The sequence below is a fragment of the Nocardioides ultimimeridianus genome, assembly GCF_054777895.1.
Window position 1 is genome coordinate 112,030 of the sequence record NZ_BAAHAB010000011.1, and the last position, 24,119, is coordinate 136,148.

Sequence of the window (24,119 nt, forward strand, 5' to 3'; positions counted from 1 at the left end):
TCATAATATTACGAACGTACGCCAATGCACGAGTGAACAGAGAGAGACGCCCATGGCCTCGCAGAAGTACGACCTCGCCGGCAAGGTCGTCCTCATCACCGGTGGCAACGGAGGGATCGGCGGTGCGACGGCACGTGAGCTGCTCGGCCGCGGCGCGCGCGTCGTCATCGCCGACGTGGCGCCCGACACCCCGGCCCGTACCGCCGAGCTCGGCGCGAACGCCCTCGGGTGCGTGGCCGACGTTCGTGACCGTCCCTCGTTGGACGCGGCGGTCGCGCTGGCCGTGGAGCGCTTCGGCCGCCTCGACGTCGTCATCGCCAACGCGGGCCTGCTGGCCAAGGCGGCGACCCTGCGCAACACCCCCGCGGCGGACCTCGAGGCGACGCTCGCGGTCAACGTGACAGGCGTGGCCAACACCGTCGCCGCCGCTCTCGAGGAGGTCGTCGCCCAGCAGGGGCAGGTCGTGGTGATCAGCTCGGTGTTCGCCTTCATCAACGGCATGGGGACGATCCCGTACGCCATGAGCAAGGCGGCCGTCGAGCAGCTCGGGAGGGGCCTGCGGGTGGAGCTCGCGGGCCGTGGCGCCTCGGTGCTGACGGCGTACTTCTCGCTGGTGCAGACCGACATGATCGCGCGCGGCGTCGACGAGGACCCGATGGTGCTGGAGCTGCTCGGCACGCTCCCCAAGGCGATGCTCCGGCGGATCACGCCCGCCGTGGCGGCGACCGCCATCGCCGACGGGCTCGAGAGCCGTTCGGCCCGGGTGATCCGGCCCGGGCTCTGGCGCCCCGTGTCCGCGCTGCGCGGACTGCTTGGCCCCGCCCTCGACGCCCGGTTCACCCGGGACCGCCGGATCCTCGACGTCCTCGTGCGCCTCGACGCCCGCACCCCGCTCGCCCTGCAGACCACCCGAGAGAAGGACCTGGCATGACCACCTGGAAGAACACCCCCACACAGACCATCGACGTCGGCGGCACCCCGTTCGCCTACCGCGAGCTCGGGCCGCGAGGCGGCGTACCGGTCGTCTTCTGCCACCACTTCACCGCGGTGCTCGACGACTGGGACCCCCGCGTCATCGACGGGGTCGCCGCGCACCACCACGTCATCGCGTTCGACAACCGCGGCGTCGGCGCGAGCGGCGGCTCGGTGCCGGGCGACATCGAGGACATGGGTGCGGACGCGATCGCGTTCATCCGCGCGATGGGGTACGACGAGGTCGACCTCCTCGGCTTCTCGCTCGGTGGCGCCGTCGCCCAGATGGTCGCGCTGCAGGCTCCCGATCTCGTACGCCGCCTGGTGCTCACCGGCACGGGGCCGCGCGGTGGCGGCGGCATCTGGAAGATGCCGTTCATCGTCGGCGGCGCCTACGCGAAGGCGTTCCTGCTGCGGAAGGACCCGCGGCACTTCCTCTTCTTCCCGCGCACCGCCGAGGGCAAGAAGGCGGCCAACGCCTACTTCGAGCGTCTGGCCGAGCGCACCGCGGACCGTGACCAGCCGATCTCGAGCCAGGCCCGCAACGCCCAGCTGAAGGCGATCACCACCGCCGGGATGCACGCGGCCGACGACCTGTCGGCCATCAAGGTCCCCGTCCTCGTGGCCAATGGCGACAACGACCTGATGGTGGCCAGCGCCCACTCCGCCGACATGGCGGAGCGGCTCCCGGACTCGCGGCTGCGGATCTACCCGCGGTCCGGGCACGGCGGCATCTTCCAGTACCACGAGGAGTTCGTGCCCGAGGTCCTGGAGTTCCTGTCGTGACCGAGGAGGTACGCGGCGGCCTCCACGTCGAGGACCGGGGCGACGTGCTCGTCGCCCGCATCGACGGTGGCCCGCTCGGGCTGTTCGGCAACGACATCGCCGAACAGCTCGACGCGCTCGTCGACCGGGCGGACGCCGATGCGGCGATCCAGGCGGTCGTCTTCACCGGCACCCACCCGGAGCGCTTCGTCTCGCACGCCGAGGTGCGCTGGCTGCAGGAGGGCGGAGCGACGGTCCCGTCGGTCGGCGTACGGGGTGCCTCGGCGCTGGCCCACACGGCCCGCGGCGTCAACCGCGCGGGCGGTCTCAAGACGGTGCTCGGGCGTACGCCGCTCTGGCCGGCCGTCCAGCTCGAGCGCGTCCACCAGACCTTCCTGAAGATGAACCGCAGCGGCGTGGTGTTCGTCGCGGCTCTCAACGGCTCGGCGCTCGGCCTGGGCGCGGAGTTCTGCTGGGCCAACGACCTGCGGGTGATGGCCGACGGCGACTTCGTCATCGGCCAGCCCGAGGTGCTGCTCGGCATCATGCCCGGCGGTGGCGGCAGCCAGCGGCTGCCGCGGCTGGTCGGCAACCACCGTGGGCTTCTCGCGATCCTCTCCGGTGAGCCGTTCACGCCGGCGCAGGCGCTCGAGATCGGTGCGGTCGACGACGTCGTGGCGCCCGAGGAGGTGCTGGACCGGGCGGTCGAGCTGGCGCGCCACCTGGGCTCCCGGCCTAAGTCGTCGCGCGCCGCGATCAAGCGGTCGGTGTACTTCGGCGGCTCGGTCGGTCTCGAGGAGGGCCTGCACACCGAGCGTGCGGAGTTCCTCGCGACCGCGCTCTCCGGCATCGGCCAGGAGCTGATGCTCGACTACATGGCCAACACCGACGCGTCCGGGGAGCTGCCACTCTACCAGCCCGGTGTGTTCGCGAAGGTCCTCCAGCGCGGTACGACGCGAGGCGCGGGGGCGGTCCGATGAGCGGCCACGACGTCGTACGGCACGACGTCGCGTTCGACGTCGACGGCGACAGCTGCGTCGCCTGGCTCTACCTGCCCGGGGGTGTCGAGCGGCCGCCGGTCGTCGTGCTCGGCCACGGGTTGGGTGCCCGCCGCGAGATGCGCGTGGACGCCTTCGCCGAGCGCTTCGCCGCCGCCGGGATCGCCGCCCTCGCCTTCACCCACCGCAACTTCGGTACGTCGGGCGGCGTGCTGCGCCAGGTCGTCTCGATCAAGGACCAGCTCGAGGACTGGGAGAGCGCGCTGCGGTACGTGAGGTCCCGTCCCGACCTCGACGGCTCGCGCGTCGCGGTCTGGGGCTCGTCCCTGGGTGGCGGCAACGCGATCCTCGTCGCGTCCCGGCACCCCGAGCTGGCCGCGGCCGTCGCGCAGTGCCCCTTCACCAGTGGCCCGGCGACCTCCCTCGCGCTCGGGCCGGTGAGCAGCGCGAAGCTGCTGCCCGCCGTGGTCGCCGACCTCGTCGCCCAGGCTCGAGGCGGGTCCCCGGTGCTCGTGCCGCTCGCGGGCGGGGCGGGTGCGAAGGCCTTGATGGCGGGGCCCGGCGTGCTCGAGGACTGCCAGTCGCTGATGCCCGCGGGGGAGACCTTCCGCAACGAGGCCGCCGCGCGGATCGTGCCCACGATCGCGGTCAGTCGACCCGGCCGTGCCGCGCGCAAGGTCCGGGCGCCGATCCTGTTCTGCGTGTGCGATCGGGACACGGTCACACCCCCGAAGCCCACGCTGCGCTACGCCCGGACCGCGCCGAAGGGCGAGATCAAGCGGTACGACGCCAGCCACTTCGACATCTACGTCGGCGAGCAGTTCGAGGCCGCCGTCGCCGATCAGACCGAGTTCCTCACCCGCCACCTGACCACCTCCGGGAGCACGCGATGACCGCCGACTTCGTGACCATCGACGCCTTCTCGCGCCCGCCGGGCGGCCGCGTCCGGTGGCGCCGGCGACTCAACGCCGAGCTGCGGGCCGGCGTACCGGGCCTGCGCGGAGCGAGCGTCAACTACGCGAACAACGGCACCCATGCCGTCGTACCGGGCCTGGTGCCCGGGGGAGCGGCGCTCGTCGCCGCGTGGGACTCACCCGAGGCGGCACGTGCGGCCTTCGCCGGTCGGCTGCGGTCGGCCCTGGACGGCCCGGGGCGGTTCAGCCTGGACGGCGAGGTCGTGCGCGTGCGGATCGACTCGGAGTCCGAGCGGGACAGCTGGCACGGCTGGGTGCCGCAGGCCGGCGACGCCGAGCCGCTCGACAAGGACGAGCCGATGGTGGCGATCGTGCACGGGATCCTCAAGCGCGGTCGCCTGGTCGAGTTCGTGCGCAACAACGTGCACGCCGCCAGCCGGGCCGCGCACCACCCCGGCCACCGCGGCAGCATCGACATCTCCTCGCAGCTGCCCTTCGAGCACACCTCGATCAGCCTCTGGAAGACCTATGCGCTGGCGCAGGACTTCGCCTACAAGCCGGGGGGTCACGCGGCCGCGATGAAGCACTCCGTCAAGGAGAGGACCCACCGCGTCGGCGTCTTCCTCCAGGTGCGACCGCTCGCCGCGACCGGCACGCTGGGGATCGACGCCCCGCCCTTCCCGCAGCTGCCCGAGGCGGCGCGCGGAGGGCTCTGAGCTGCGTCGGGTCCGCGCCTCAGCGCCCGGCGATGTCGCGACCGATGATCTCCTTCATGATCTCGGTGGTGCCGCCGTAGATCGTCTGGATGCGGGTGTCGATGTAGGCCTTGCCGACGGCGTACTCCCGCATGAAGCCGTAGCCGCCGTGCAGCTGCAGGCAGCGGTCGACGACGCGCTTCATGAGCTCGGAGATGTACCACTTGCCCTTGGCGGCCTCGACCGGGGTGAGTGTGCCCGCGTTGAAGGCGAGCACGGATGCATCCATGTAGGCCTGGGCGATGTCGAGCTCGGTCTCCATCTCCGCGAGCGCGAAGCGGGTGGCCTGGAAGTCGACGAGCCGCTTGCCGAAGGCCGTGCGGTCCTGGAGGTAGGCGATCGTCTGCTCCAGCGTCGCGCGGGCCGTGGTGATCGACTGGTTGGAAACGCCGAGGCGCTCGCGGGGGAGGTGGCTCATCAGGTAGCGGAGTCCCTGGCCCTCCTCGCCGAGCAGGTTCTCGACCGGCACGCGGGCATCGGTGAAGTAGAGCTCGGCGGTGTCCTGGGCGGGCAGGCCGATCTTGTCCAGCTTGCGGCCGCGCTCGAACCCCGGGGTGGACGAGGCCTCGACCATCAGCAGGCTGAAGCCGTTCGATCCGCCCTCGGGATCGGTGCGGACGGCGAGCACGATCAGGTCGGCCATGATCCCCGAGGAGATGAACGTCTTCTGCCCGTTGACGACGTAGTGGTCGCCGTCGCGCCGGGCCGAGGTGCGGATGCCCTGGAGGTCGGACCCGGTGCCGGGCTCGGTCATCGCCAGCGCGCCGATCAGGTCGCCGGCAGCGAAGGCCGGCAGCCAGCGCTTCTTCTGCTCGTCGTTGGCGCGGCCGAGGAGGTAGGCCAGGAACAGGTCGTCCTGCAGGCCCAACGTCACACCGAAGGAGATGGCGTTGGCGCGCGCGACCTCCTCGCCGACGACGAGCCGGTAGCGGTAGTCGGGTACGCCGGAGCCGCCGTGCTCCTCGGGGATCTGCAGGCCGTAGACGCCCGCCTCGGCCGCGGCCTTGAAGACTTCCCGCGGGATCCACCGGTCGTCGTCCCACTGGTCCTTGTGCGGGACGACCTCACGGGCCAGGAACTCCCGGACGGTCGCGCGGTAGGACTCGTGGTCCTCGTCGTAGAGGGTGCGCTCCATCGTCGTACCCCTCAGCCCAGCCGCTCGATGATGGTCACGTTGGCCTGGCCGCCGCCCTCGCACATCGTCTGCAGGCCGTAGCGGCCGCCGGTGCGCTCGAGCTCGTGCAGCATCGAGGTCATCAGCCGGGCGCCGGTGCAGCCGATGGGGTGGCCCAGCGCGATCGCGCCGCCGTTGGGGTTGACCTTGGCGGGGTCGGCGTTGAGCTCCTTGTTCCACGCGAGCACGACCGGCGCGAACGCCTCGTTGATCTCGACCACGTCGATGTCGTCGATGCTCAGGCCGGTCTTCTTCAGCGCGTGCTGGGTCGCGGCGATCGGGGCCGACAGCAGCATCACCGGGTCGTCGCCGCGCACCGAGACGTGGTGGATCCGGGCGCGCGGGATCAGGTCGTGCTCGGCGACGGCCTTCTCCGAGGCGATCAGCAGGGCGGCCGAGCCGTCCGAGATCTGCGACGCCACCGCAGCGGTCAGCACACCGCCGGGCACCAGCGTGCGCAGCGAGGCCATCTTCTCGAGCGTGGTGTCGGGGCGCGGGCCCTCGTCGGTCGTGACCCCGGCGTACGCCGAGATCTCCTTGTCGAAGTAGCCGGCCTCGATCGCGGCGAGCGCGCGCTGGTGGCTCTGGTAGGCCCAGGCCTCGCACTCCTCGCGGCTGATCTTCCAGTGCTCGGCCATCATCTCGGCGCCGCGGAACTGCGAGATCTCCTGGTCGCCGTACCGCGCGAACCATCCCTCCGAGCCGGTCCACGGGTCGACCGAGCCGTAGGGCTCGCCCGCCGCGAAGGCGGAGAGGATGGGGAACTGGCTCATCTTCTGCACCCCACCCGCGACCACGAGGTCCTGGTAGCCGCTGGCGACGCCCATCGCGGCGAAGCTGACGGCCTGCTGGGCGGAGCCGCACTGGCGGTCGATCGTCACGCCGGCGACCGTCTCGGGGAAGCCCGCGGCCAGCGCCGCGGTGCGGGCGATGTCGCCGGCCTGGGCGCCGATGTTGTCGAGGCAGCCGAGCACGACGTCGTCGATGGCGGCGGTGTCGATGCCGCTGCGGGCCGCGAGCTCCTGGAGGGAGTGGGCGGCGAGGTCGGCCGGGTGCACGTCGGCGAAGCCGCCCCCGCGGCGGCCGACGGGGGTGCGGACCGCTTCGACGATGTAGGCCTCGGACATGGGTTCCTCCTGGATGCGCTGACGTTGACGTAAGTCTGCTTATGACTATAATCTATTCTTGATTAAAAAGTCTAGGTGGAACGGGGTCCGCGATGCGGGTGTACGACGGCTTGGCCGAGTTCGCGAGGTCCGAGGGCGACGTCCTCGGCACATCGGACTGGATGGTCATCGAGCAGGAGCGGATCGACCGGTTCGCCGAGGCGACGGGCGACCACCAGTGGATCCACGTCGACCCCGAGCGCGCCAAGGACGGCCCGTTCGGCGCGACCATCGCGCACGGGTTCCTGACGCTCTCGCTGCTGCCGCCGCTGCTCAACTCGCTCTACCGCGTCGACAACGTGACGATGGCCGTCAACTACGGCCTGGACAAGGTGCGCTTCATGGCGCCGGTCCGCGTCGACAGCAAGGTCCGCGCGACCGCCAAGGTCCTCACCGTCACGCCGCTGGAGGATGCGGTGCAGGCCGTCTTCGAGACCACCTTCGAGATCGACGGCTCCGCGAAGCCGGCCGCGGTCGTCCGGTCCATCGTGAGGTACGTCGGATGAGCGGCCTGCTCGACGGCCGCAGCGCGATCGTGACCGGTGCCGGCCAGGGCATCGGCCTGGCCATCGCGCGCACCCTTGTCGGTCACGGCGCCCGGGTCACGCTGGCCGACCTCGACGGCACGCGCGCCGAGGCGGCCGCCGCGGAGCTGGACGGCGACGCCCGCGGGGTGGCGTGCGACGTCACCGCCGAGGACGACGTGGCCGCCCTGGTGGCCGGCCACATCGCGGCGTACGGCGGGATCGACGTGCTCGTCAACAACGCCGGCATCACCCGCGACGCCTCCCTGCGGAAGATGACGCTGGAGAGCTTCCAGGCCGTCATCACCGTGCACCTGCAGGGAACCTGGCTCGGCATCCGCGCGGTCAGCGAGGTCATGCGCGAGCAGAAGCGCGGCAGCATCATCAACATCAGCTCGATGTCGGGCAAGGTCGGCAACCCCGGCCAGACCAACTACAGCGCCGCCAAGGCCGGCATCGTCGGCATGACGAAGGCCGCCGCGAAGGAGCTCGCCCACCACGGCGTACGGGTCAACGCGGTGCAGCCGGGCCTCATCCGCACCCCGATGACCGCGGCGATGACCCCCGAGGCGTACGCCGCCACCGAGGCCACCATCCCGATGCGCCGTGCGGGCGAGCCGGAGGAGATCGCGCAGGTCGTGGCGTTCCTGGCCTCGGACATGGCCAGCTACATGACCGGTGCCGTGCTCGAGGTCTCTGGCGGGCGGGGCATGTGATGGATGCCCCGGTGCGCCTGGAGATCGCCGACGGTGTCGCGCGGATCCGGCTCGACCGCCCCCACGCGCTCAACGCCGTCACCGTGGCCCTCGCCGAGGCGCTGGAGCAGGCCCTGCTCACCGCGGGTGCCGACCCGGACGTCCGGGTCGTGCTGATCAGGGGCGCGGACGGCAACTTCTGCGCCGGCGGTGACTTCGAGGAGGTCAGCCGGCTGCGGGCCGAGGGGCCTGAGGCGCTGCGCGCCCTCTTCGTCGCGTTCGGCCGCGCCTGCACGGCGATCAGCACGATCAGCCACCCGGTGGTCGTCGCCGTCGAGGGCATGGCGATGGCCGGCGGGTTCGAGCTGATGCAGGCCGCCGACGTCGCGCTCGTGCGGGACGACGCCCGGATCTGCGACAACCACGTCAACTTCGGCATGGTGCCCGGGGGCGGCGGATCGCAGCGGTTGCCCCGGCTCGTCGGCCGCCAGCGCGCGCTCGGCCACCTGCTCTCCGGCGACCGGCTGACCGGCGTCGAGGCCGTCGCGTGGGGCCTGGCCTACCGGTCGTACGCCGCCGACGAGTTCGACGACGCCGTCGAGGCGTTCGTCGCGAAGCTCGCCGGCCGCAGCCCGGCCGCGGTCGCGACCATCAAGCGCCTCGCGCGTGCGGCCGTCGACACCGACCTGGACGCGGGTCTCCGGGCGGAGATGGACGCCGTGGTCGACCACATCTCAGGAGAGGCGGGCACCGCGAGCTTCGCGGCCTTCGCCGGACGGAAGGGGACCGCATGAGCGACGAGATCACCGAGGGGCTGGTGCTCCTCGACATCACCGACGGGATCGCCCGGATCCGGCTCAACCGGCCCGAGGCGTCCAACGCCGTCGACGCGGATCTGCTCCGCGAGCTGCACGCCGCCGTCCTGCGGGTCCACGCCGAGCCGTCGGTCCGGGTGGCGATCCTCAGCGGCGAGGGCCGCAACTTCTGCGCGGGCGGCGACGTGAAGACGTTCCTCGGCAAGGGGGACGGGCTGCCGGCGTACCTCCGCGAGGCGACCGCTTGGCTGCAGCTCGCCACCGCGGCGCTGATCCAGCTCAAGGCGCCGGTCATCGCGCAGGTGCAGGGCTTCGCGGCGGGTGGAGCCGGCTTCGGCTTCGTCTGCGCCGCCGACCTGGTCGTCGCGGCCGAGTCCGCCAAGCTCTTCTCCGGCGCCGTCCGCGTCGGCATGGCGCCCGACGGCGGCACGACCGTGACGCTCGCCCGGATCGTGGGCCTGCGCCGGGCACTCGACATCCTGCTGACCAACCCGACCCTGACCGCGGCCGATGCGCACGCCCTCGGCATCGTGAGCCGGGTCGTGCCCGACGACGAGCTCGCCGCGCGCGTCGACGCGCTGGCCGCCGACCTCGCCGCCCAGCCGCCGCTCGGCCTCGCCGCCACCAAGCGGCTGGTGTGGGACGGGCTCGGCTCGACGGTCGCCGAGCGGATGCCGGAGGAGGCCCGCGTGGTCTCCGAGCTCTCCGGCACCGCCGACAGCCTCGAGGCGCTCGCCGCGGTCGTCGAGCGGCGCCCCGGGAAGTACGTCGGCCGATGAGCGCGGTCCTGGTCGCCGACGAGGGCGCGGTGCGGGTGATCACCCTCAACCGCCCCGAGCGCAGGAACGCGATCGACCTGCCGCTGCGCCACGAGCTCGCCGAGGCGCTGGAGGCGGCCGACGCCGACGCCGCCGTGCGCTCCGTCGTGCTGACCGGCGCCGACGGCGCCTTCTGCTCAGGCGGTGACGTCTCCACGATGCGGCGGGGTCCGCGCCACGAGACCACCCCGCGCGCCAACGCCGCGCAGCGGGTGATCCGCGCGATCTGGGGCACGCCGAAGCCCGTCGTGGCGGCGGTCGAGGGTCCGGCGTACGGCGCCGGCGCTGCCCTCGCCCTGGCCTGCGACCGTGTGGTGGCGGCCTCCGACGCCGTCTTCGCGACCACCTTCACCGGCGTCGGACTGGCCGGTGACATGGGCATCTTCGCCTCGCTGCCGGCGCGGGTCGGCACGCCGCGCGCCCGGCAGATGCTGATGCTGGGCAGCCGCGTGACGGCCGAGGAGGGCCATCCGTACGGGCTCGTCGACCGGCTCACCGCCCCCGGTGCCGCACTCGGGGCCGCCCTGGAGGATGCGCAGCAGCTCGCCGCCGGGCCGCCCCTCGCCCTCGGCGTGATCAAGCAGATGCTGAGCGGCGAGCCGCGGCACCCCTTGGCCGTCCTCGACCTCGAGGTCCGCAACCAGACCACGCTCTGGGACACCGACGACTTCGCCGAGGGGGTCGCCGCCTTCGGTGAGAAGCGCCGCCCGGTCTTCGGCGGCTACGGGAAGGAGCACCGCCATGGGTGACATCGCCGCGCGCCGCGAGGCGCTGCGGCAGCGCTTCGCGTCGTGGACGCCGCGCACGCTCGACGCCTGGCTCGACCTGTGCGCCGAGCAGTACGCCGACCGCGAGCTCGTCATCACCGACGACCGCACGCTGACCTACCGCGAGGTCGCCGAGGAGTCGCGCGTGCTCGCCGACGGCCTGGCCGCGCTGGGGGTGCGCGCCGGGGACCGGGTCGGCCTGCTGATGGCCAACCACGCCGAGTTCGTCGCCCTCAAGTTCGCCATCGCCCGCACCGGCGCGATCGCGATCCCCTTCAACTTCCTCTACCGCGCCGAGGAGCTGCGCTACGTCCTCGAGCAGTCCGGCTGCTCGGTGCTCGTGACGATGGCCCGCTTCGGCGGCCTCGAGCACGCCGCGATGGCCGCGGAGGTCGCGCCGCCCACGCTGCGCCACGTCGTGGTCACGCCACACGGCGCTCCCAGCGACGCGACGCTCACCCTCGATGGGCTGCGGGAGCTCGGGCACGCCAACCCGGGCGCGGCGGTGGCGACGCACGGACCGGACGACGTCGGCGACATCCTCTACACCTCCGGCAGCACCGGGTCGCCGAAGGGCGTCCAGGTCACCCACGACGCCGTGCTGCGCACGGCGTACGCCTCGGCCCTGACGCGTGCCTACGAGGACGGCCGGCGCATCCTCTTCTCGCTGCCCTGCTACCACATGTTCGGGTACGTCGAGGGGCTGCTCTCGGCGATGTACGTCGGTGGCGCGGTCGTCATGCTGCCCGCGTTCTCCGCCGAGGCGTACCTCTCCGCGATCGAGCGGCACCGGGTGACGGACATGCTCTGCGTGCCGACGATGGCGGTCGCGCTGGTCGAGAGCCCCCTGCGTGCGACGACCGATCTGAGCACCCTGACCGCGATCCTCTGCGGCTCCGCGCCGGCGCCGGTCTGGCTGTGGGAGCAGGTCGAACGGGACTTCGGCGTGAGCGAGATCGTCACCGGCTACGGCATGACCGAGTGCGGCGGCGCGATGACGCTGACCCGGCCCGAGGACGATCTCGTGCTGACCTCGACCACGGTCGGCCGGCCCAAGATGGCCGGGTCCGCCGGTGTCGAGGGCAGCGGCGACCTCGTCGTCTACCGCACCGTCGACCCGGTCACCGGAGCGCCGCTGCCGCCCGGCGAGGTCGGCGAGCTGGTCTCCGAGGGCCCGACGACGATGCTCGGCTACTACGGCAAGCCCGAGGAGACCGCGAAGGCGCTGCACGGGCGCACCCTGCTCTCCGGCGACCTCGGCCGGGTCCGCCCGGACGGCTACCTCGAGCTGACCGGCCGCAGCAAGGAGCTCTACAAGTCCGGCGGCGAGCTGGTCATGCCCAAGGAGGTCGAGGAGGTCCTCGGCTCCCACCCCGCGATCAGCCAGGTGTACGCCGTCGGCGTGGTCGACGACCGCTGGGGCGAGATCGGGTGCGCCGTCGTCGTACCGGCTCCGGGCTCCGAGCTCACCGCGGACGAGGTGATCGCGCACGCCAAGGCGCATCTGGCCCGCTTCAAGGTCCCCAAGCGCGTCGTCTTCCTCGACGCCGACCAGCTGCCCACCACCGCGACCGGCAAGGTCCAGAAGTTCCGGCTGGTCGAGCTCGTGCGGGCCGACGACCAGGAGGTCGTCGGCCCGCACCCGTCGTGACGGCAGCGGTCAGCCGTTCGGCTGTCCGTCCGGAGGGGTCTGCTCGACCAGGTCGGAGGCGTCCACGGCCCCCGGTCGCAGGTCCGGCACGATGAAGTGGTCGTTCACGGCGCTGACCGCGGGGCCGGCCGGGCCGGCGCTGCCGACCGCCGTCGGGTCGGTCGGGTCGACCGCGTCGGGACCGGACAGGAAGTGAGCCTGGGCGGGGTGCGGGTGCACCGGGCGGAACAGGTTCGCGACCGAGACGTGCGGCCAGTCCAGCGGGCCGAACCGCAGGTTCACGAACTGCGAGTACTGCAGCATGATCCCGGGAGCGCCGTGGCTGTCGGTGAACCGACTGATCCAGAAGATGGCGCGCATCTCGGTGACCTTGGCGTTCGGCCCCTGGTGCTGGCTGGGCTGCTGCGGGTTGTTCGCGTCGAGGAACGCGATGTCCGCGATCCCGCCGCCGGCGTGCGGCACCGTCTGCGGCGTGGCGTTCGTCGTGATCTCGATCCGCGTGTGGGACGCGATCGTCTTGCCGACGAGCGCGGCACGCAGGAAGGTGTTGGGTTCGTCGACCATCGCCTGGGTGATGCCGGGCGGGTTGGCCTGGGCCGGGATGCGGCGGTTGCTGTGGTGGGAGATGTCCTGCGACGGGAAGGGCACCTCGTTGTCGGTGCCGATGAAGTCGGGGGTGATCTCCTGGACGGGGATGTGCGGCGGGCCGTCCTTGTGCTGGGCGGTGCCCTGCGCCAGGAGCGAGGTGCCGTGCGGGATCGTCGCGAGTCGGGCAACGGTCGCCGGGGCGTGCGGGTGGTCCGTGGCGGGGATGGTGATCCAGATGCCCGGCTCGATGTGGATGCCGGCGGGTCGTCCCTGCGCGTCGAACTGGTTCTGGTCCGCGACCTGCTGGAGGTAGGTCAGGCCGAACAGGTCGATGTCGCCCTGGGCGAAGCCGCGGTTCGGGATCGTTCCGCCGATGTCGGTGAACTCCAGCGTCTCGTTCGTGAGGTTGAGCTCGAGCACGTTGTCGTCCGCCACGTTCTGGCCGTTGCGGAACGGACGGAAGATCGTGTTGAAGCCGGACCCGGTCCACGTGCCCCGCAGGGCCGCGAGGTGCCCGAGCGGCGAGGTGGGGTGCGCGGGGCCCGCTCCGTTGAGCGGGCCGATGGGCGTGAGACGGGTGGTGAGGTTGATGGCCATGGGGGCTCCGTCGTCGTAGGTCGTCTGACATCCCTCTGAGGGCCGGGAGCGCGACTTTGATACAGCTGTGAGCCAGATCACAGTCGAAGGAGCGATGACGCCGGCCCTTCCTTGCCGATCGCGTCACCACCAGTTATTCTAATCTAGAATAAAAGAAGGACGCGGCACGACAAGGAGAAGGCGCATGACTGCAACGGTTCCGTCGACCGTCGACGTGGAGGAGAGCCGGTACGACCGGCTGATCCAGCCCGCCCGCGTGCACGGCTCGCTCTACACCGACCCCACGATCTTCGCCGAGGAGATGCGCAAGATCTGGCACAAGACCTGGGTCTTCGTCGGCCACGAGAGCGAGGTGCCCGAGCCGAACGACTACGTGCGCAAGCAGCTCGCCGACCAGGACGTCGTGATGACCCGCGACAAGGAGGGCGAGGTCCACCTGCTCATCAACCGGTGCGCGCACCGCGGTCTGCAGGTCTGTGACGACAACGCCGGCAACTCCAGCTCCTTCCGCTGCCCGTACCACGGCTGGACCTACCGCAACACCGGCGAGCTGCTGGGCTACCCCTACAACAAGGGGTACGGCGGCAAGAACCAGCTGCCGCTGGGCATGGGCAAGGTCGCGCGCGTGGCCAGCTACCAGGGTTTCGTGTTCGGCAGCCTCGCCGAGGAGGGTCCGAGCCTCGAGGAGCACCTGGGTGCTGCCAAGGGTGAGATCGACCGCCTCGTCGGCCTGTCGCCGGAGGGTCGCGTCGCGCTCGATGCCGGGTGGCTGCGCCACAAGACCCGCTCCAACTGGAAGTTCCTGGCCGAGAACGAGACCGACGGCTACCACCCGCAGTTCGTGCACGGCTCGATCTTCGGCGTGACGGGCAGCCCCATCGGAGCCCTCTACAGCGACAGCTCGACGGCGGTCACCCGCAACCTGGGCGACGGCCACAGCGAGAACGACCTGCGCCCGGAGTTCCGCGGGTTCGCCGAGCCGATGCGCTGGTTCGGCACCACGCCGGACCGGCTGCCGGCGTACGTGGCAGCGATGAAGGAGGCCTTCGGCGAGGAGGAGGCCGACCGGCGGATGATCGAGGGCGCACCCCACGTGATGATCTTCCCGAACCTGTTCATCGCCGAGATCCAGGTCTTCAACATCCAGCCCGTCGCGACCGGCGAGTGCGTGCAGTACTCCACCGCGGTCCAGATCGCCGGCGGCCACGAGCTCAACCAGCGCATGGTCTCGCAGTCGATCGGGTCCGTCGGGCCCGCGGGCATGCTGCTCGCCGACGACACCGAGATGTACGAGCGCAACCAGCGCGGCGTGGAGATGGCCGACCCGGAGTGGCTCGACGTACGCCGTGGTCTCGTGCGGGAGTCCGTCGACGAGAACGGCTTCACCATCGGCGCCGCCACCGACGAGACCGGCATGCGCGGGTTCTGGAACCACTACAAGTCGCTGATGCAGGCCCCGGAAGGGACGGACCGATGAGCACGATCGAGGCAGCCGAGCTGGCGCCGCGACCCGACACCGCCACCGAGCTGGTGGACGTGCCGGAGGGGTGGGAGGCTCGGGACGTCGAGCAGTTCCTCTTCAAGGAGGCGCGGCTCGCCGACACCAACGACTACGACGGCTGGGAGGCGCTGTGGACCGATGACGCGCTCTACTGGGTGCCCGTCGACGGCGAGGGTGACCACCCGCGCGCCAAGGTGTCGGTCATCTTCGACAACCGCTCGCGGATCCGCACCCGTCTCAAGCAGGTGCGCACCGGCAAGCGCTACGCCCAGGCCCCGCCGTCCAACCTGCGTCGCATCATCGGCAACGTCGAGCTCCTCGGCGGGCGTGCCGACGCGGCCGGTGGGATCGACCTCGAGGTCGGCGCCAACTTCATCGCGCTCGAGTCGCGGCCCCGTGGCAACGAGCTGTGGGGTGGCCGTACGACGTACCGGCTCCGTCGCGTCGATGGCGAGATCCGGCTCGTCTACAAGAAGGTCGTGCTGGTCGACAACGACCGGGCGCTCCCGACGCTCGGCTTCCTGATCTGAGTCTCGAGGGAGTGGTGATGGAGCGCGTCGAGGTACCGGGCAAGGGTGAGGTCGTGGAGAGCGAGTTCGCCTCGGTCGCCGTGCGGGTGGACACCGAGGCGAACGCCCTGCGGCTGCGGATGGAGGACCTGCGCACCGGGAGGGTCCGGTACCTCGACGCGCTCGAGCTGGAGACGATCGTCTGGCTGCCCGACGGCCGGCTCGAGGAGCTGCTCGACCCGTCGCACGACAGGTGGCGCGGGTGAGCTCTCCGGTCCTCGACCTCGGCCGCTACCTCCGCCCGGGTGACACGATCACCTGGGGCCAGATGTGCTCCGAACCGGCGACCCTGACCGAGCTGCTGGTCGAGCAGGCGGACTCCATCGGATCCCTGCGCTGCTTCGTCGGCATCCCGGCCGACTCCTCGGTGCGAGCCGACACGGTGCCGGCTTCGCTGAGTGTTCACTCGTTCTGCGGGACGGGAAGCAACTCCGCCCTTCACGCGCAGGGCCGGCTGGAGATCTGGCCGGTCCACTACTCGACGCTGCCGCACCTCCTCTCCGGTGGCGATCTGCACGCCGACGTGGTGCTGGTGCAGGTCTCTCCACCCGACGACCAGGGGCGGCACAGCCTCGGGCTCGGCGACGACTACTTCTCGGCCGCGCTCGACACCGCGCGGGTCGTGATCGCGGAGATCAACGACCAGGTGCCGTACACCTTCGGCGCCCGCTCGCTCACCGCCGACGAGATCACCGCATCGATCCGTACGTCGCGCACGCCGGGCCAGATGCCGACGCCGGCCTTCTCCGCGGACACCCTCGGGGTCGCGCGCAACGTCGCGCAGCTGGTCGAGGACGGTGCGACGCTGCAGTTCGGCATCGGTGCGCTGCCGGAGGCCGTGCTTGCCGAGCTGCGCGGGCACCGCGACCTCGGCATCCACTCCGGGATCATCAACGACACCGCGATGGAGCTGATCGAGTCCGGCGTCGCGAACGGCTCGCGCAAGTCCCACGACAAGGGGGTCGCGATCGGTGGCCTCCTCGGCGGCACGACGCGGCTGTTCCGCTGGGCCGACCGCAATCCCGCGGTCCGGCTGCGCTCCACGGCGTACACCCACCACCCGATGGTGCTCGCCTCCTCACACCGGATGACCGCGATCAACGCGGCCATCGAGGTCGACCTGACCGGTCAGGTCAACGCCGAGCTCGCGGCCGAGCGGTACGTCGGTGCGGTCGGCGGTGCCGTCGACTTCCTGCGCGGTGCGGGCCACTCGCGCGGCGGCATGCCGATCGTGGCGCTGCCGTCGACCGCCCGTGGCGTCGGGCGCATCGTCTCCCGCCTGTCGGGCCCGGTCTCCACGCCGCGGTCCGAGGGCATCGTCGTCGTCACCGAGCACGGCTCCGCGGACCTCCGTGGCGCCACCCTGAGCCAGCGGGTCGAGCGGATGATCGCCATCGCCCACCCGGACCACCGAGCAGAGCTCGACGCGGGCGCCGACCTGGCGCTCGCGTCGGTGAGGAGCCCCCGATGACCCCCTCCAGCCGACGCGTCGCGATCGTCAACCCGGTGCGGACCGCCGTCGGCGCGTTCGGCGGTGCGCTGCGGCCGGTGCCCGCCGAGGACCTCGCCGCCGAGGTGATCAAGGCGCTCGTCTCGCGCTCCGGTGTCGACCCGGCGCGGATCGAGGACGTCGCCTTCGCGCAGTCCTACGCCAACTCCGAGGCGCCCTGCATCGGCCGGTGGGCTGCGCTCAACGCGGGCCTGCCCGTCGAGGTGCCCGGCTTCCAGCTGGACCGCCGCTGCGGAGGCGGCCTGCAGGCGGTCGTGACCGCGGCGATGATGGTGCAGACCGGCGCGGCCGACGTCGTCGTGGCCGGTGGCGTCGAGTCGATGAGCAACATCGAGCACTACACGACCACCGCGCGGTGGGGCTCGCGGTCGGGCAACCAGACCCTCTACGACCGGCTCGACCGCGGACGCGAGCGGTCCCAGCCGGAGTGGAGGTTCGGTCCGATCAGCGGGATGATCGAGACCGCCGAGAACCTCGCCTCCGCGTGCGGGATCGGGCGTGAGGAGTCCGACGCGTTCGCGGTGCGGTCGCACCAGCGCGCTGCTCGTGCGTGGGAGTCGGGAGTGTTCGCCGACGAGGTGGTGCCGGTCTCGGTGCCGCAGCGTCGCGGTGATCCGGTGGTCTTCGACAGGGACGAAGGGGTGCGGCCGGAGTCGTCGATGGAGACGCTCGGCGGCTTGCGGGTGATCCGGCCCGGGGGGACCGTCACGGCCGGCAACTCCGCCCAGCAGAACGACGCCGCGGCCGCCTGCCTGGTCGTGGCCGAGGACCAGCTCGACGAGCTCGGCCTGGAGCCGATCGCCTGGTTCGAGGGCTGGGCGGCCGCGGGCGTCGACCCGGCGATGATGGGCATCGGCCCGGTCGCCGCCGTCGCGCGACTGTTCGCGCGCACCGGCGTCACCTTCGACGACCTCGACCTGATCGAGGTCAACGAGGCCTTCGCGGTGCAGGTGCTCGCGGTGCTGCAGGGCTGGGGGCTCAAGCTCGACGAGGTCGAGTCGCGACTCAACGTCAACGGCTCGGGCATCTCGCTCGGCCACCCGATCGGAGCGACCGGCGTGCGGATCCTGACCACGATGCTGCACGAGCTGCGCCGTCGCTCGGTGTCTGGCGGCGGGCTGGCTCTGGAGACGATGTGCATCGGCGGCGGTCAGGGCATCGCGGCGCTCTTCCGGGGAGCGGGCGCGTGAGCGGGGGCGTGGTCGGGGTCGTGGCGTACGGCGCCTACCTGCCGGCGTACCGACTCGGGAGCGACAGCGGGGTGCGCGGCCGCCGGGTCGTCGCGTCCTTCGACGAGGACGCGACCACGATGGCGGTCGAGGCGGCCCGGGGACTGCCCGCCGCGGGCTCGCTGTGGTGGGCGAGCAGCTCGCCGCCGTACCTCGACAAGACGAACGCGGCTGCCGTGCACGCCGCCCTGCGGCTGCCGTCCTCCGTGCCGGCCGCCGACCTGATCGGCTCCGCCCGGTCGACCTTCGCCGGGATCCGGGCGGCGATCGGTGGTGGCGGGCTCGTGGTCGCCGCCGACGTGCGCGTCGGCAGGCCCGGCTCGCTCGACGAGCGGGCCGGCGGCGACGGCGCCGCAGCGGTGCTCTTCGGGGAGGGCGAGGTGCTCGCCGAGGTGCTCGGCGTCGCCGGCGACACCCTCGAGCTGCTCGACCGCTGGCGCTCGCCGCAGAGCACCACCGGCGAGCAGTGGGAGGAGCGCTTCGGCTTCGAGCAGTACGCCGAGCTGGTGCGCGCCGTCGCTGCGCGACTGCTCGACGACGCCGGTCTCGCGGACGCCGACCACGTCGTCGTCACCAGCGGCAACCCCGGTGTCACCAAGCGCGCCGGTGCCCTGGTGAAGGGCACGATCTCATCGAGCGGATCGCCGATCGGGTTCTCCGGCGCCGCGGACCCGCTGCTCGCGCTGGCATCCGTCCTCGACGTGGCCGGGCCGGGCGAGACGATCCTGGTGCTGTCGGCCGTCGACGGCTGCGACGGGCTGCTGCTGCGGACGACCGAGCTGCTGGCCTCGCGCCGCTCCGCGCGGCCGATCGCCGCGCAGCTCGCGGGTGGACGCGAGGTGCCGTACCCGACGTACCTCTCCTGGCGGGGACTGCTCGAGCGCGAGCTGCCGCGCCGGCCCGAGCCCGACCGGCCGGCCGGGCCGCCGTCGTACCGTGCCGGCGGGTGGAAGTTCGGCTTCGCCGGCTCGCGCTGCACGGCATGCGGCTTCCTGCACCTCCCGCCGCTGCGGGTGTGCCGCTCCTGCTCGGCGGTGGACGCGATGGAGAGCGTGTCCGCGGCGGACCTGACCGGCGTCGTGGCGACGTACACCGTCGACCGGCTGGCGTTCTCGCCCTCACCCCCCGTCGTCGACGTGGTCGTCGACTTCGACGGAGGCGGCCGTACGACGCTCGAGGTCGCCGACGCCGATCCCTCGGTGGTGACCGTGGGAGCACCCGTGGGGCTGACGTTCCGACGGCTGTTCACCGCGGGGAGCGTCCACAACTACTTCTGGAAGGCGCGGGTGCTCTGATGGGCAGCAACGGCATCGCCGACAAGGTCGCCATCGTCGGTATGGGCTGCACCCGCTTCGGCGAGCGCTGGGAGTCCTCGACCGACGACCTCCTGCTCGAGGCGGTCGGGGAGTGCCTCTCGTCGGCGGGGGTGGCGCGCGACGACATCGATGCGTTCTGGCTCGGCACGCTGTCCTCGGGGCAGAGCGGGCTGACGCTGTCGCGCCCGCTCGGCATCGACCACAAGCCGGTCACCCGCGTCGAGAACTACTGCGCCACGGGCTCGGAGTCGTTCCGGAACGCCTGCTACGCCGTCGCGTCCGGCGCCTACGACCGGGTGATGGCGGTGGGTGTCGAGAAGCTCAAGGACTCCGGGTTCTCCGGGCTGCTGCGGGGCGACCCGCCCTCCGACGGGACGGCGTCCGAGCTGTCGCTCACCGCACCGGCGGCGTTCTCGCTGCTCGACCCGGCCTACACCGCGCGCTACGGCGTGGATCCCGAAGCGATGCGCGAGGCGATGACCCACGTCGCCTGGAAGAACCACGTCAACGGGGCCCGCAACCCCAAGGCGCAGTTCCAGCGCGAGGTGTCGCGCGAGACCATCGACGGCGCCGCTCGGGTGGCCGGCCGGCTGGGCATCTTCGACTGCTCCGGCGTCTCCGACGGCGCGGCCGCCGCGATGGTCGTGCGCGCCGAGGACGCCTACGACTACACCGACCGGCCGATCTTCGTGAAGGCGCTGGCGCTCGCGGCCGGTCCGATGCGCGGTGGGCTGGACCCGGCGTACGACTTCACGACGTTCCCCGAGGTCGTGGCGTCGGCTCGCGACGCCTACGCCCAGGCGGGTGTGGTCGATCCGCGCACGGAGATCTCCCTCGCCGAGGTCCACGACTGCTTCACGCCCACCGAGATCGTGCTGATGGAGGATCTCGGCTTCACCGACCGCGGCCAGTCCTGGAAGGACATGCTCGCCGGCGACTTCGACGCCGACGGTCGGCTCCCGGTGAACGTCGACGGCGGACTCAAGTCCTTCGGCCATCCGGTCGGCGCCTCCGGCCTCCGGATGCTGTACGAGGCGTGGCTGCAGCTGCGCGGCGACGCGGGAGCGCGGCAGCTCGCCTCGCCCCGCCTGGCGTTGACGCACAACCTGGGCGGGCGGCCCGGGGGGTGCGTGTCGTTCGTGTCGGTGGTCGGGAACGAGCGGGGCTGATCTCGGGGCCGGTGGCGGGGTCGGTCTCTGGCGGCCGCACCTTAGCTCGTCGTCACCCGCCGTCAAGGACGCCTTCGGCGCCGCTGCGCGGTGCCTTCGGCCTCCTTGACTGCGGGTCCCGGACGACGAGCTGGACGGCGCGGAGTCGGCACGGGCTTCGCCCGCGCCGCCGCTTCGCGGCCGCCATCGGGTGGATCGCTCGTCGGGGAGTTCTCCCGGCACCTGGTGCCGGGCGGACTCCCGCCTATGTCCTTCGGTGGAACCGGTAGTCGCCGGTGGCGAGCTTGGTCATGTCGTACCGGGTGTCGTGGGCTCGGTGATGGTGGTGGGAGCAGAGCAGTACGCCGTCGGCGAGGTCGGTCCTCCCGCCCTCCGACCAGGGCTTCAAGTGGTGGGCTTCGCACCAGGCTGCCGGTATCGAGCACCCTTCCGCACGGCAGCGCTTGTCCCGCAGCCGCATGGCTTTGCGTTGGGGTGGTTGGAACAGGCGGCGTGCTCTGCCGAGGTCGAGGGGTTCGGACTTGCCGCCGAGGACGACGGGGATGATCTTCGCCTTGCACGCCAACCGGCGAGCCTCACCGGCGCTGATCGGTATCTCGCCGAGCATGGCGGACCCGAGGTCCTCGGCCAGCTGGTCGAGCGAGATGGTGACCATGATGGTGGTGGCGTCGCCGCCGTGGTCGGGGAGTCGTTTGGGGTCGAGTAGTTCGAGGAGGCGGCAGAACGCCTCACCCCTGTTCCGGGATCGGGTCTGGGTGACCCTCGGGGAGTCTTCGGCTTCGAGGTAGGTGAGGACTCGCTCTGAGACGGCGTCGGGGAGGTCGCAGATCCAGCGGGTGATCCCGTTGCCACGTTTCAGGATCCTGATGGCGACCTCGTCCCTCGCGGCCTGCTCCTCGCGCTCCAACGCCTTGCCGAGCTCGGCCTCGGCGATGTCGGGGGCCACGACTTCGAGGATCTTGGTGCCGAGCACCTGAAGGTCCTTCGGGTCATAGATCGCGGCGAGCTCGATCAGGTGCGCCTCGGCCTGGGCCCGCACCGTCTCGTCGACGGCGTCGGAGAGCTTGTCGACCGCGCGGATGATGACGTGGGCCTGGGCTTCGTTCACTGAGCCTTCGCGCATCGCGGCGGCGGTGAGCGGGTGGGCCTCAAGCGCCTCGGCCAGCCGGAGCTGGGCGCGGCCGGCGGAGGCGGTGATGCGGGTGGTGTGGGCGAGCCAGCAGCCGGCGTCACGCGAGCCGTGCTCCTCGGCCACATCCGCCGCAACGGCGAGGACTCGGAGTTCGAGCTCGGCGAGCTGCGCCTTGACCCGCGCCAACTCGGTCAACAAGTCGGCCTTGTCGCGGGTGCGGAGGTAGTCAGCCGGCATGTCCGCGACCGCCAAGAGTTCGTTCCGCAGAGCGTGGGCGCAGGCGAGGAGCGGGTGCAACGACACCGTTCCTGCGACCATGAGGAGCTCCCCGAGACGGACTGATCAACTACCTTTCATAGTACACCTGTTCGAACGCCGGTGGAAGACGTTCGACGAGAGTTTTCCCAGGTCAGAGTGTGTTTTGAGGGCGGCCGCGGAGCGGCGGCGCGGGCGCAGCCCGTGCCGTTGTCGCGCCGTCCAGCACGGCTAAGGTGCGGCCGCCCACGGCCAACCCCGCAGGACAGTCGCAGGCCCACGTATGTCCACCGCCACTTGCGCCACCCTGCCCCGTTGCTTAATCTATATTCAAATAAGTGGGGTTACGGTCCGTCGGATCGTGCGGAAGGAGCGTGGCTGTGCGCCTCGGCATGATCGTCGATCACAGCGGTGGGTTCCCGGAGACCGTGGAGCTGCTGCAGGACTACGAGCGCAACGGGCTCGACCTCGTGGCGGTGGCGGAGGCGTACTCCTTCGACGCGGTGAGCCAGCTCGGCTACATCGCGGCCAGGACCGAGAAGCTGCAGCTGATGTCCGGGATCTTCCAGATCTACTCGCGGACCCCCTCGCTCACCGCCATGACCGCGGCCGGGCTCGACTACGTCTCGGGCGGTCGCTTCAACCTCGGGATGGGCGCCTCGGGCCCGCAGGTGATCGAGGGCTTCCATGGGGTGAGGTACGACGCCCCGCTGGGCCGCACCCGCGAGGTGGTCGAGATCTGCCGCCAGGTGTGGCGCCGCGAGCCCGTCCAGTTCCGGGGCAAGCACTACACGGTGCCCCTGACCAAGGAGGACGGAGGCTCCGGTCTCGGCAAGCCGCTGAAGCTGATCAACCACCCGGTCCGCCCGGACATCCCGATCTCGATCGCGGCGCTCGGGCCGAAGAACGTCGAGCTCACCGCCGAGATCGCCGACGGCTGGCAGCCCCTGTTCTTCCACCCCGGCAAGGCGGACCTGGCCTGGGGCGAGTCGCTGCGCGCCGGCCTCGCCCGCCGCGATCCGGCACGCGGCGAGCTCGACATCCAGCTGCAGGTCGGCTTCTTCGCGGGCGAGCCGACCGAGGAGGCCGTCCGGACGGTGCGCAACCAGCTCGCGCACTACATCGGCGGCATGGGCGCACGCGGAAAGAACTTCTACAACCAGCTCGCCTGCCGCTACGGCTACGAGGACGAGGCCACCGTGATCCAGGACCTCTACCTGTCGGGGCAGAAGGCCGAGGCGGCCGCGGTGGTCCTGGACGAGCTCGTCGAGGCCGTGAGCCTGATGGGCGACGAGGACGCGCTGCGCCGACAGGTGGCCGAGTTCGAGGCGGCCGGCGTACGCACGCTGATCCTCAACCCGCTGGCGACGACGGCCGAGGAGCGTGTGGCGCACCTCGGCCGACTCAGCGCCCTCCTCGGAGACCGCCGATGAGCGCGCGGATGTCGGTCGTCGCCGACGGACCCGTCGCGACCCTCCTCCTCACCGGACCCACCGGGACCAATGCCATGGACGAGCAGTTCTTCTACGATCTCGCGACAACCGTGGAGGGCCTCGACGCGGACGAGGGTGTCCGCGCGATCGTGGTGCGCGGCACCGGCGGCCACTTCTCCTACGGACTCGACCTCCCGTCCCTCGCGCCCACGCTGGTGGGGCTCCGGGACGCGGGTGTGCGCGAGAGGTTGGCCTTCCGTGACTTCATCCTGCGCGGCCAGCGCGGCATGCGGGCGGTGGCCACCTGCACCAAGCCGACGATCGCGGCGATCGACGGCTGGTGCATCGGAGGTGGTCTCGGGCTCGCCTCGGCGTGCGACTTCCGGATCGCGACGAGTCGGGCACGGTTCAGCCTGCGCGAGGGCCGCGTCGGCGTGGTCGCCGACATGGGCAGCCTGCAGTGGCTGGCCGGCATCGTCGGGGACGGCCACCTACGCCAGCTCGCGCTCACCGGCGCGGACGTCGATGCCGCACGGGCGTTGCGGATGGGCCTGGTCAACGACGTGTACGACGACGCCGACACGCTCACCGCGGCTGCCCGCGACCTCGCCCTCGAGATGACCGCGAGCTCACCGATCGTGCTGCGCGGGATTAAGGACGTCCTCGAGGACGAGCGGCGCTCGCGCATCGACCGGGGGCTGCGCGCGGTCGCCGAGTGGAACGCGGCGTACCTCCCGGGCCAGGACGTCACGGAGGCCATGCAGGCGTTCGCAGAGGGCCGGAGACCGGTCTACGTGGGGGCCTGA

24 protein-coding genes are annotated in these 24,119 nt (G+C 71.6%); 20 read left to right on the forward strand and 4 right to left on the reverse strand.

Features of this window, described 5'->3' with window-relative positions; genetic code table 11:
• Positions 1 to 52 precede the first annotated feature (52 nt).
• From ACYU8V_RS11985 to ACYU8V_RS12005, 5 genes are read left to right on the forward strand one after another with little or no spacing between them, the layout of a single operon-like run.
• Positions 53 to 931: an SDR family NAD(P)-dependent oxidoreductase gene (locus tag ACYU8V_RS11985; RefSeq protein ID WP_460847611.1), complete on the forward strand. Its 879-nt coding sequence runs from the start codon at positions 53 to 55 to the stop codon at positions 929 to 931.
• Positions 928 to 1,758, forward strand: coding sequence for an alpha/beta fold hydrolase (locus tag ACYU8V_RS11990; protein WP_460847612.1), 831 nt, complete (start codon positions 928 to 930; stop codon positions 1,756 to 1,758). The genes ACYU8V_RS11985 and ACYU8V_RS11990 overlap by 4 nt, the downstream gene beginning before the upstream one ends.
• On the forward strand, positions 1,755 to 2,717 hold the full coding sequence (locus ACYU8V_RS11995; RefSeq protein ID WP_460847613.1) for an enoyl-CoA hydratase/isomerase family protein: 963 nt from the start codon (positions 1,755 to 1,757) through the stop codon (positions 2,715 to 2,717). The genes ACYU8V_RS11990 and ACYU8V_RS11995 overlap by 4 nt, the downstream gene beginning before the upstream one ends.
• Entirely contained in the window at positions 2,714 to 3,628 is a 915-nt protein-coding gene (locus ACYU8V_RS12000; RefSeq protein ID WP_460847615.1) for an alpha/beta hydrolase, read from the forward strand. Before ACYU8V_RS11995 ends, ACYU8V_RS12000 begins: the two co-directional genes overlap by 4 nt.
• Positions 3,625 to 4,365 (forward strand): hypothetical protein, encoded by a 741-nt coding sequence (locus ACYU8V_RS12005; RefSeq protein ID WP_460847616.1) that lies wholly within the window; start codon positions 3,625 to 3,627, stop codon positions 4,363 to 4,365. Before ACYU8V_RS12000 ends, ACYU8V_RS12005 begins: the two co-directional genes overlap by 4 nt.
• Before the next feature lie 19 nt (positions 4,366 to 4,384).
• Here ACYU8V_RS12005 and ACYU8V_RS12010 read toward each other — a convergent pair whose 3' ends face one another.
• Together ACYU8V_RS12010 and ACYU8V_RS12015 are read right to left on the reverse strand one after the other, a co-directional pair.
• On the reverse strand, positions 4,385 to 5,539 hold the full coding sequence (locus tag ACYU8V_RS12010; RefSeq protein WP_460847618.1) for an acyl-CoA dehydrogenase family protein: 1,155 nt from the start codon (positions 5,537 to 5,539) through the stop codon (positions 4,385 to 4,387).
• A gap of 11 nt (positions 5,540 to 5,550) precedes the next feature.
• Positions 5,551 to 6,705 carry an acetyl-CoA C-acetyltransferase gene (locus ACYU8V_RS12015; RefSeq protein WP_460847619.1) on the reverse strand — a complete coding sequence of 385 codons (1,155 nt, stop codon included), beginning with the start codon at positions 6,703 to 6,705 and terminating at the stop codon, positions 5,551 to 5,553.
• Positions 6,706 to 6,797: 92 nt separating this feature from the next.
• Between ACYU8V_RS12015 and ACYU8V_RS12020 the strand changes: the two genes are divergently transcribed.
• From ACYU8V_RS12020 to ACYU8V_RS12045, 6 genes are read left to right on the forward strand one after another with little or no spacing between them, the layout of a single operon-like run.
• Positions 6,798 to 7,250 (forward strand): MaoC family dehydratase, encoded by a 453-nt coding sequence (locus ACYU8V_RS12020; RefSeq protein ID WP_460847620.1) that lies wholly within the window; start codon positions 6,798 to 6,800, stop codon positions 7,248 to 7,250.
• Entirely contained in the window at positions 7,247 to 7,984 is a 738-nt protein-coding gene (gene fabG, locus ACYU8V_RS12025) for a 3-oxoacyl-ACP reductase FabG (protein WP_460847621.1), read from the forward strand. Before ACYU8V_RS12020 ends, fabG begins: the two co-directional genes overlap by 4 nt.
• 11 nt (positions 7,985 to 7,995) lie before the next feature.
• A complete protein-coding gene (locus ACYU8V_RS12030) occupies positions 7,996 to 8,757 on the forward strand; it encodes an enoyl-CoA hydratase/isomerase family protein (RefSeq protein WP_460847622.1) in 762 nt (253 codons plus the stop codon).
• The gene (locus ACYU8V_RS12035; RefSeq protein ID WP_460847623.1) at positions 8,754 to 9,557 is read left to right on the forward strand and encodes an enoyl-CoA hydratase/isomerase family protein; all 804 of its coding nucleotides are present in this window, start codon (positions 8,754 to 8,756) and stop codon (positions 9,555 to 9,557) included. Before ACYU8V_RS12030 ends, ACYU8V_RS12035 begins: the two co-directional genes overlap by 4 nt.
• Complete coding sequence (locus tag ACYU8V_RS12040) at positions 9,554 to 10,345, forward strand: enoyl-CoA hydratase-related protein (protein ID WP_460847624.1); 792 nt, start codon at positions 9,554 to 9,556, stop codon at positions 10,343 to 10,345. The genes ACYU8V_RS12035 and ACYU8V_RS12040 overlap by 4 nt, the downstream gene beginning before the upstream one ends.
• Positions 10,338 to 12,014, forward strand: coding sequence for a class I adenylate-forming enzyme family protein (locus ACYU8V_RS12045; RefSeq protein ID WP_460847625.1), 1,677 nt, complete (start codon positions 10,338 to 10,340; stop codon positions 12,012 to 12,014). Before ACYU8V_RS12040 ends, ACYU8V_RS12045 begins: the two co-directional genes overlap by 8 nt.
• Before the next feature lie 9 nt (positions 12,015 to 12,023).
• Here ACYU8V_RS12045 and ACYU8V_RS12050 read toward each other — a convergent pair whose 3' ends face one another.
• Entirely contained in the window at positions 12,024 to 13,199 is a 1,176-nt protein-coding gene (locus tag ACYU8V_RS12050; RefSeq protein WP_460847626.1) for a heme-binding protein, read from the reverse strand.
• A gap of 184 nt (positions 13,200 to 13,383) precedes the next feature.
• Here ACYU8V_RS12050 and ACYU8V_RS12055 point away from each other — a divergent pair, with 184 nt between their 5' ends.
• From ACYU8V_RS12055 to ACYU8V_RS12085, 7 genes are read left to right on the forward strand one after another with little or no spacing between them, the layout of a single operon-like run.
• Positions 13,384 to 14,676 carry an aromatic ring-hydroxylating oxygenase subunit alpha gene (locus ACYU8V_RS12055; protein ID WP_460847627.1) on the forward strand — a complete coding sequence of 431 codons (1,293 nt, stop codon included), beginning with the start codon at positions 13,384 to 13,386 and terminating at the stop codon, positions 14,674 to 14,676.
• Positions 14,673 to 15,230: an aromatic-ring-hydroxylating dioxygenase subunit beta gene (locus ACYU8V_RS12060; RefSeq protein WP_460847629.1), complete on the forward strand. Its 558-nt coding sequence runs from the start codon at positions 14,673 to 14,675 to the stop codon at positions 15,228 to 15,230. The genes ACYU8V_RS12055 and ACYU8V_RS12060 overlap by 4 nt, the downstream gene beginning before the upstream one ends.
• A gap of 17 nt (positions 15,231 to 15,247) precedes the next feature.
• A complete protein-coding gene (locus ACYU8V_RS12065) occupies positions 15,248 to 15,475 on the forward strand; it encodes a hypothetical protein (RefSeq protein ID WP_460847631.1) in 228 nt (75 codons plus the stop codon).
• The gene (locus ACYU8V_RS12070; protein ID WP_460847632.1) at positions 15,472 to 16,740 is read left to right on the forward strand and encodes an acetyl-CoA hydrolase/transferase family protein; all 1,269 of its coding nucleotides are present in this window, start codon (positions 15,472 to 15,474) and stop codon (positions 16,738 to 16,740) included. Before ACYU8V_RS12065 ends, ACYU8V_RS12070 begins: the two co-directional genes overlap by 4 nt.
• On the forward strand, positions 16,737 to 17,969 hold the full coding sequence (locus tag ACYU8V_RS12075) for an acetyl-CoA C-acetyltransferase (RefSeq protein ID WP_460847634.1): 1,233 nt from the start codon (positions 16,737 to 16,739) through the stop codon (positions 17,967 to 17,969). The genes ACYU8V_RS12070 and ACYU8V_RS12075 overlap by 4 nt, the downstream gene beginning before the upstream one ends.
• Positions 17,966 to 19,303 carry an OB-fold domain-containing protein gene (locus ACYU8V_RS12080; RefSeq protein WP_460847635.1) on the forward strand — a complete coding sequence of 446 codons (1,338 nt, stop codon included), beginning with the start codon at positions 17,966 to 17,968 and terminating at the stop codon, positions 19,301 to 19,303. The genes ACYU8V_RS12075 and ACYU8V_RS12080 overlap by 4 nt, the downstream gene beginning before the upstream one ends.
• The gene (locus ACYU8V_RS12085) at positions 19,303 to 20,493 is read left to right on the forward strand and encodes an acetyl-CoA acetyltransferase (protein WP_460847636.1); all 1,191 of its coding nucleotides are present in this window, start codon (positions 19,303 to 19,305) and stop codon (positions 20,491 to 20,493) included. Before ACYU8V_RS12080 ends, ACYU8V_RS12085 begins: the two co-directional genes overlap by 1 nt.
• A 244-nt stretch (positions 20,494 to 20,737) precedes the next feature.
• Here ACYU8V_RS12085 and ACYU8V_RS12090 read toward each other — a convergent pair whose 3' ends face one another.
• Positions 20,738 to 21,862: an HNH endonuclease signature motif containing protein gene (locus ACYU8V_RS12090; protein ID WP_460847638.1), complete on the reverse strand. Its 1,125-nt coding sequence runs from the start codon at positions 21,860 to 21,862 to the stop codon at positions 20,738 to 20,740.
• Positions 21,863 to 22,260: 398 nt separating this feature from the next.
• On the opposite strand from ACYU8V_RS12090, the gene ACYU8V_RS12095 reads away from it, so the two are divergent.
• Both ACYU8V_RS12095 and ACYU8V_RS12100 read left to right on the forward strand, forming a co-directional pair.
• Entirely contained in the window at positions 22,261 to 23,313 is a 1,053-nt protein-coding gene (locus ACYU8V_RS12095) for an LLM class F420-dependent oxidoreductase (protein ID WP_460847640.1), read from the forward strand.
• Positions 23,310 to 24,119: a crotonase/enoyl-CoA hydratase family protein gene (locus tag ACYU8V_RS12100; RefSeq protein WP_460847641.1), complete on the forward strand. Its 810-nt coding sequence runs from the start codon at positions 23,310 to 23,312 to the stop codon at positions 24,117 to 24,119. Before ACYU8V_RS12095 ends, ACYU8V_RS12100 begins: the two co-directional genes overlap by 4 nt.

Bases quoted from the DNA above. Each gene is read 5' to 3' on its own strand.
- ACYU8V_RS12065 (WP_460847631.1), top strand. From the start codon at position 15,248: ATGGAGCGCGTCGAGGTACCGGGCAAGGGTGAGGTCGTGGAGAGCGAG.
- ACYU8V_RS12040 (WP_460847624.1), top strand. From the start codon at position 9,554: ATGAGCGCGGTCCTGGTCGCCGACGAGGGCGCGGTGCGGGTGATCACC.
- ACYU8V_RS11990 (WP_460847612.1), top strand. From the start codon at position 928: ATGACCACCTGGAAGAACACCCCCACACAGACCATCGACGTCGGCGGC.
- ACYU8V_RS12005 (WP_460847616.1), top strand. From the start codon at position 3,625: ATGACCGCCGACTTCGTGACCATCGACGCCTTCTCGCGCCCGCCGGGC.
- ACYU8V_RS12000 (WP_460847615.1), top strand. From the start codon at position 2,714: ATGAGCGGCCACGACGTCGTACGGCACGACGTCGCGTTCGACGTCGAC.
- ACYU8V_RS12100 (WP_460847641.1), top strand. From the start codon at position 23,310: ATGAGCGCGCGGATGTCGGTCGTCGCCGACGGACCCGTCGCGACCCTC.
- ACYU8V_RS12090 (WP_460847638.1), bottom strand. From the start codon at position 21,862: ATGCCGGCTGACTACCTCCGCACCCGCGACAAGGCCGACTTGTTGACC.
- ACYU8V_RS12060 (WP_460847629.1), top strand. From the start codon at position 14,673: ATGAGCACGATCGAGGCAGCCGAGCTGGCGCCGCGACCCGACACCGCC.
- ACYU8V_RS12045 (WP_460847625.1), top strand. From the start codon at position 10,338: ATGGGTGACATCGCCGCGCGCCGCGAGGCGCTGCGGCAGCGCTTCGCG.
- ACYU8V_RS12010 (WP_460847618.1), bottom strand. From the start codon at position 5,539: ATGGAGCGCACCCTCTACGACGAGGACCACGAGTCCTACCGCGCGACC.
- ACYU8V_RS12050 (WP_460847626.1), bottom strand. From the start codon at position 13,199: ATGGCCATCAACCTCACCACCCGTCTCACGCCCATCGGCCCGCTCAAC.
- ACYU8V_RS12035 (WP_460847623.1), top strand. From the start codon at position 8,754: ATGAGCGACGAGATCACCGAGGGGCTGGTGCTCCTCGACATCACCGAC.
- ACYU8V_RS12020 (WP_460847620.1), top strand. From the start codon at position 6,798: ATGCGGGTGTACGACGGCTTGGCCGAGTTCGCGAGGTCCGAGGGCGAC.
- fabG (WP_460847621.1), top strand. From the start codon at position 7,247: ATGAGCGGCCTGCTCGACGGCCGCAGCGCGATCGTGACCGGTGCCGGC.
- ACYU8V_RS12085 (WP_460847636.1), top strand. From the start codon at position 19,303: ATGGGCAGCAACGGCATCGCCGACAAGGTCGCCATCGTCGGTATGGGC.
- ACYU8V_RS11985 (WP_460847611.1), top strand. From the start codon at position 53: ATGGCCTCGCAGAAGTACGACCTCGCCGGCAAGGTCGTCCTCATCACC.
- ACYU8V_RS12015 (WP_460847619.1), bottom strand. From the start codon at position 6,705: ATGTCCGAGGCCTACATCGTCGAAGCGGTCCGCACCCCCGTCGGCCGC.
- ACYU8V_RS12075 (WP_460847634.1), top strand. From the start codon at position 16,737: ATGACCCCCTCCAGCCGACGCGTCGCGATCGTCAACCCGGTGCGGACC.
- ACYU8V_RS12055 (WP_460847627.1), top strand. From the start codon at position 13,384: ATGACTGCAACGGTTCCGTCGACCGTCGACGTGGAGGAGAGCCGGTAC.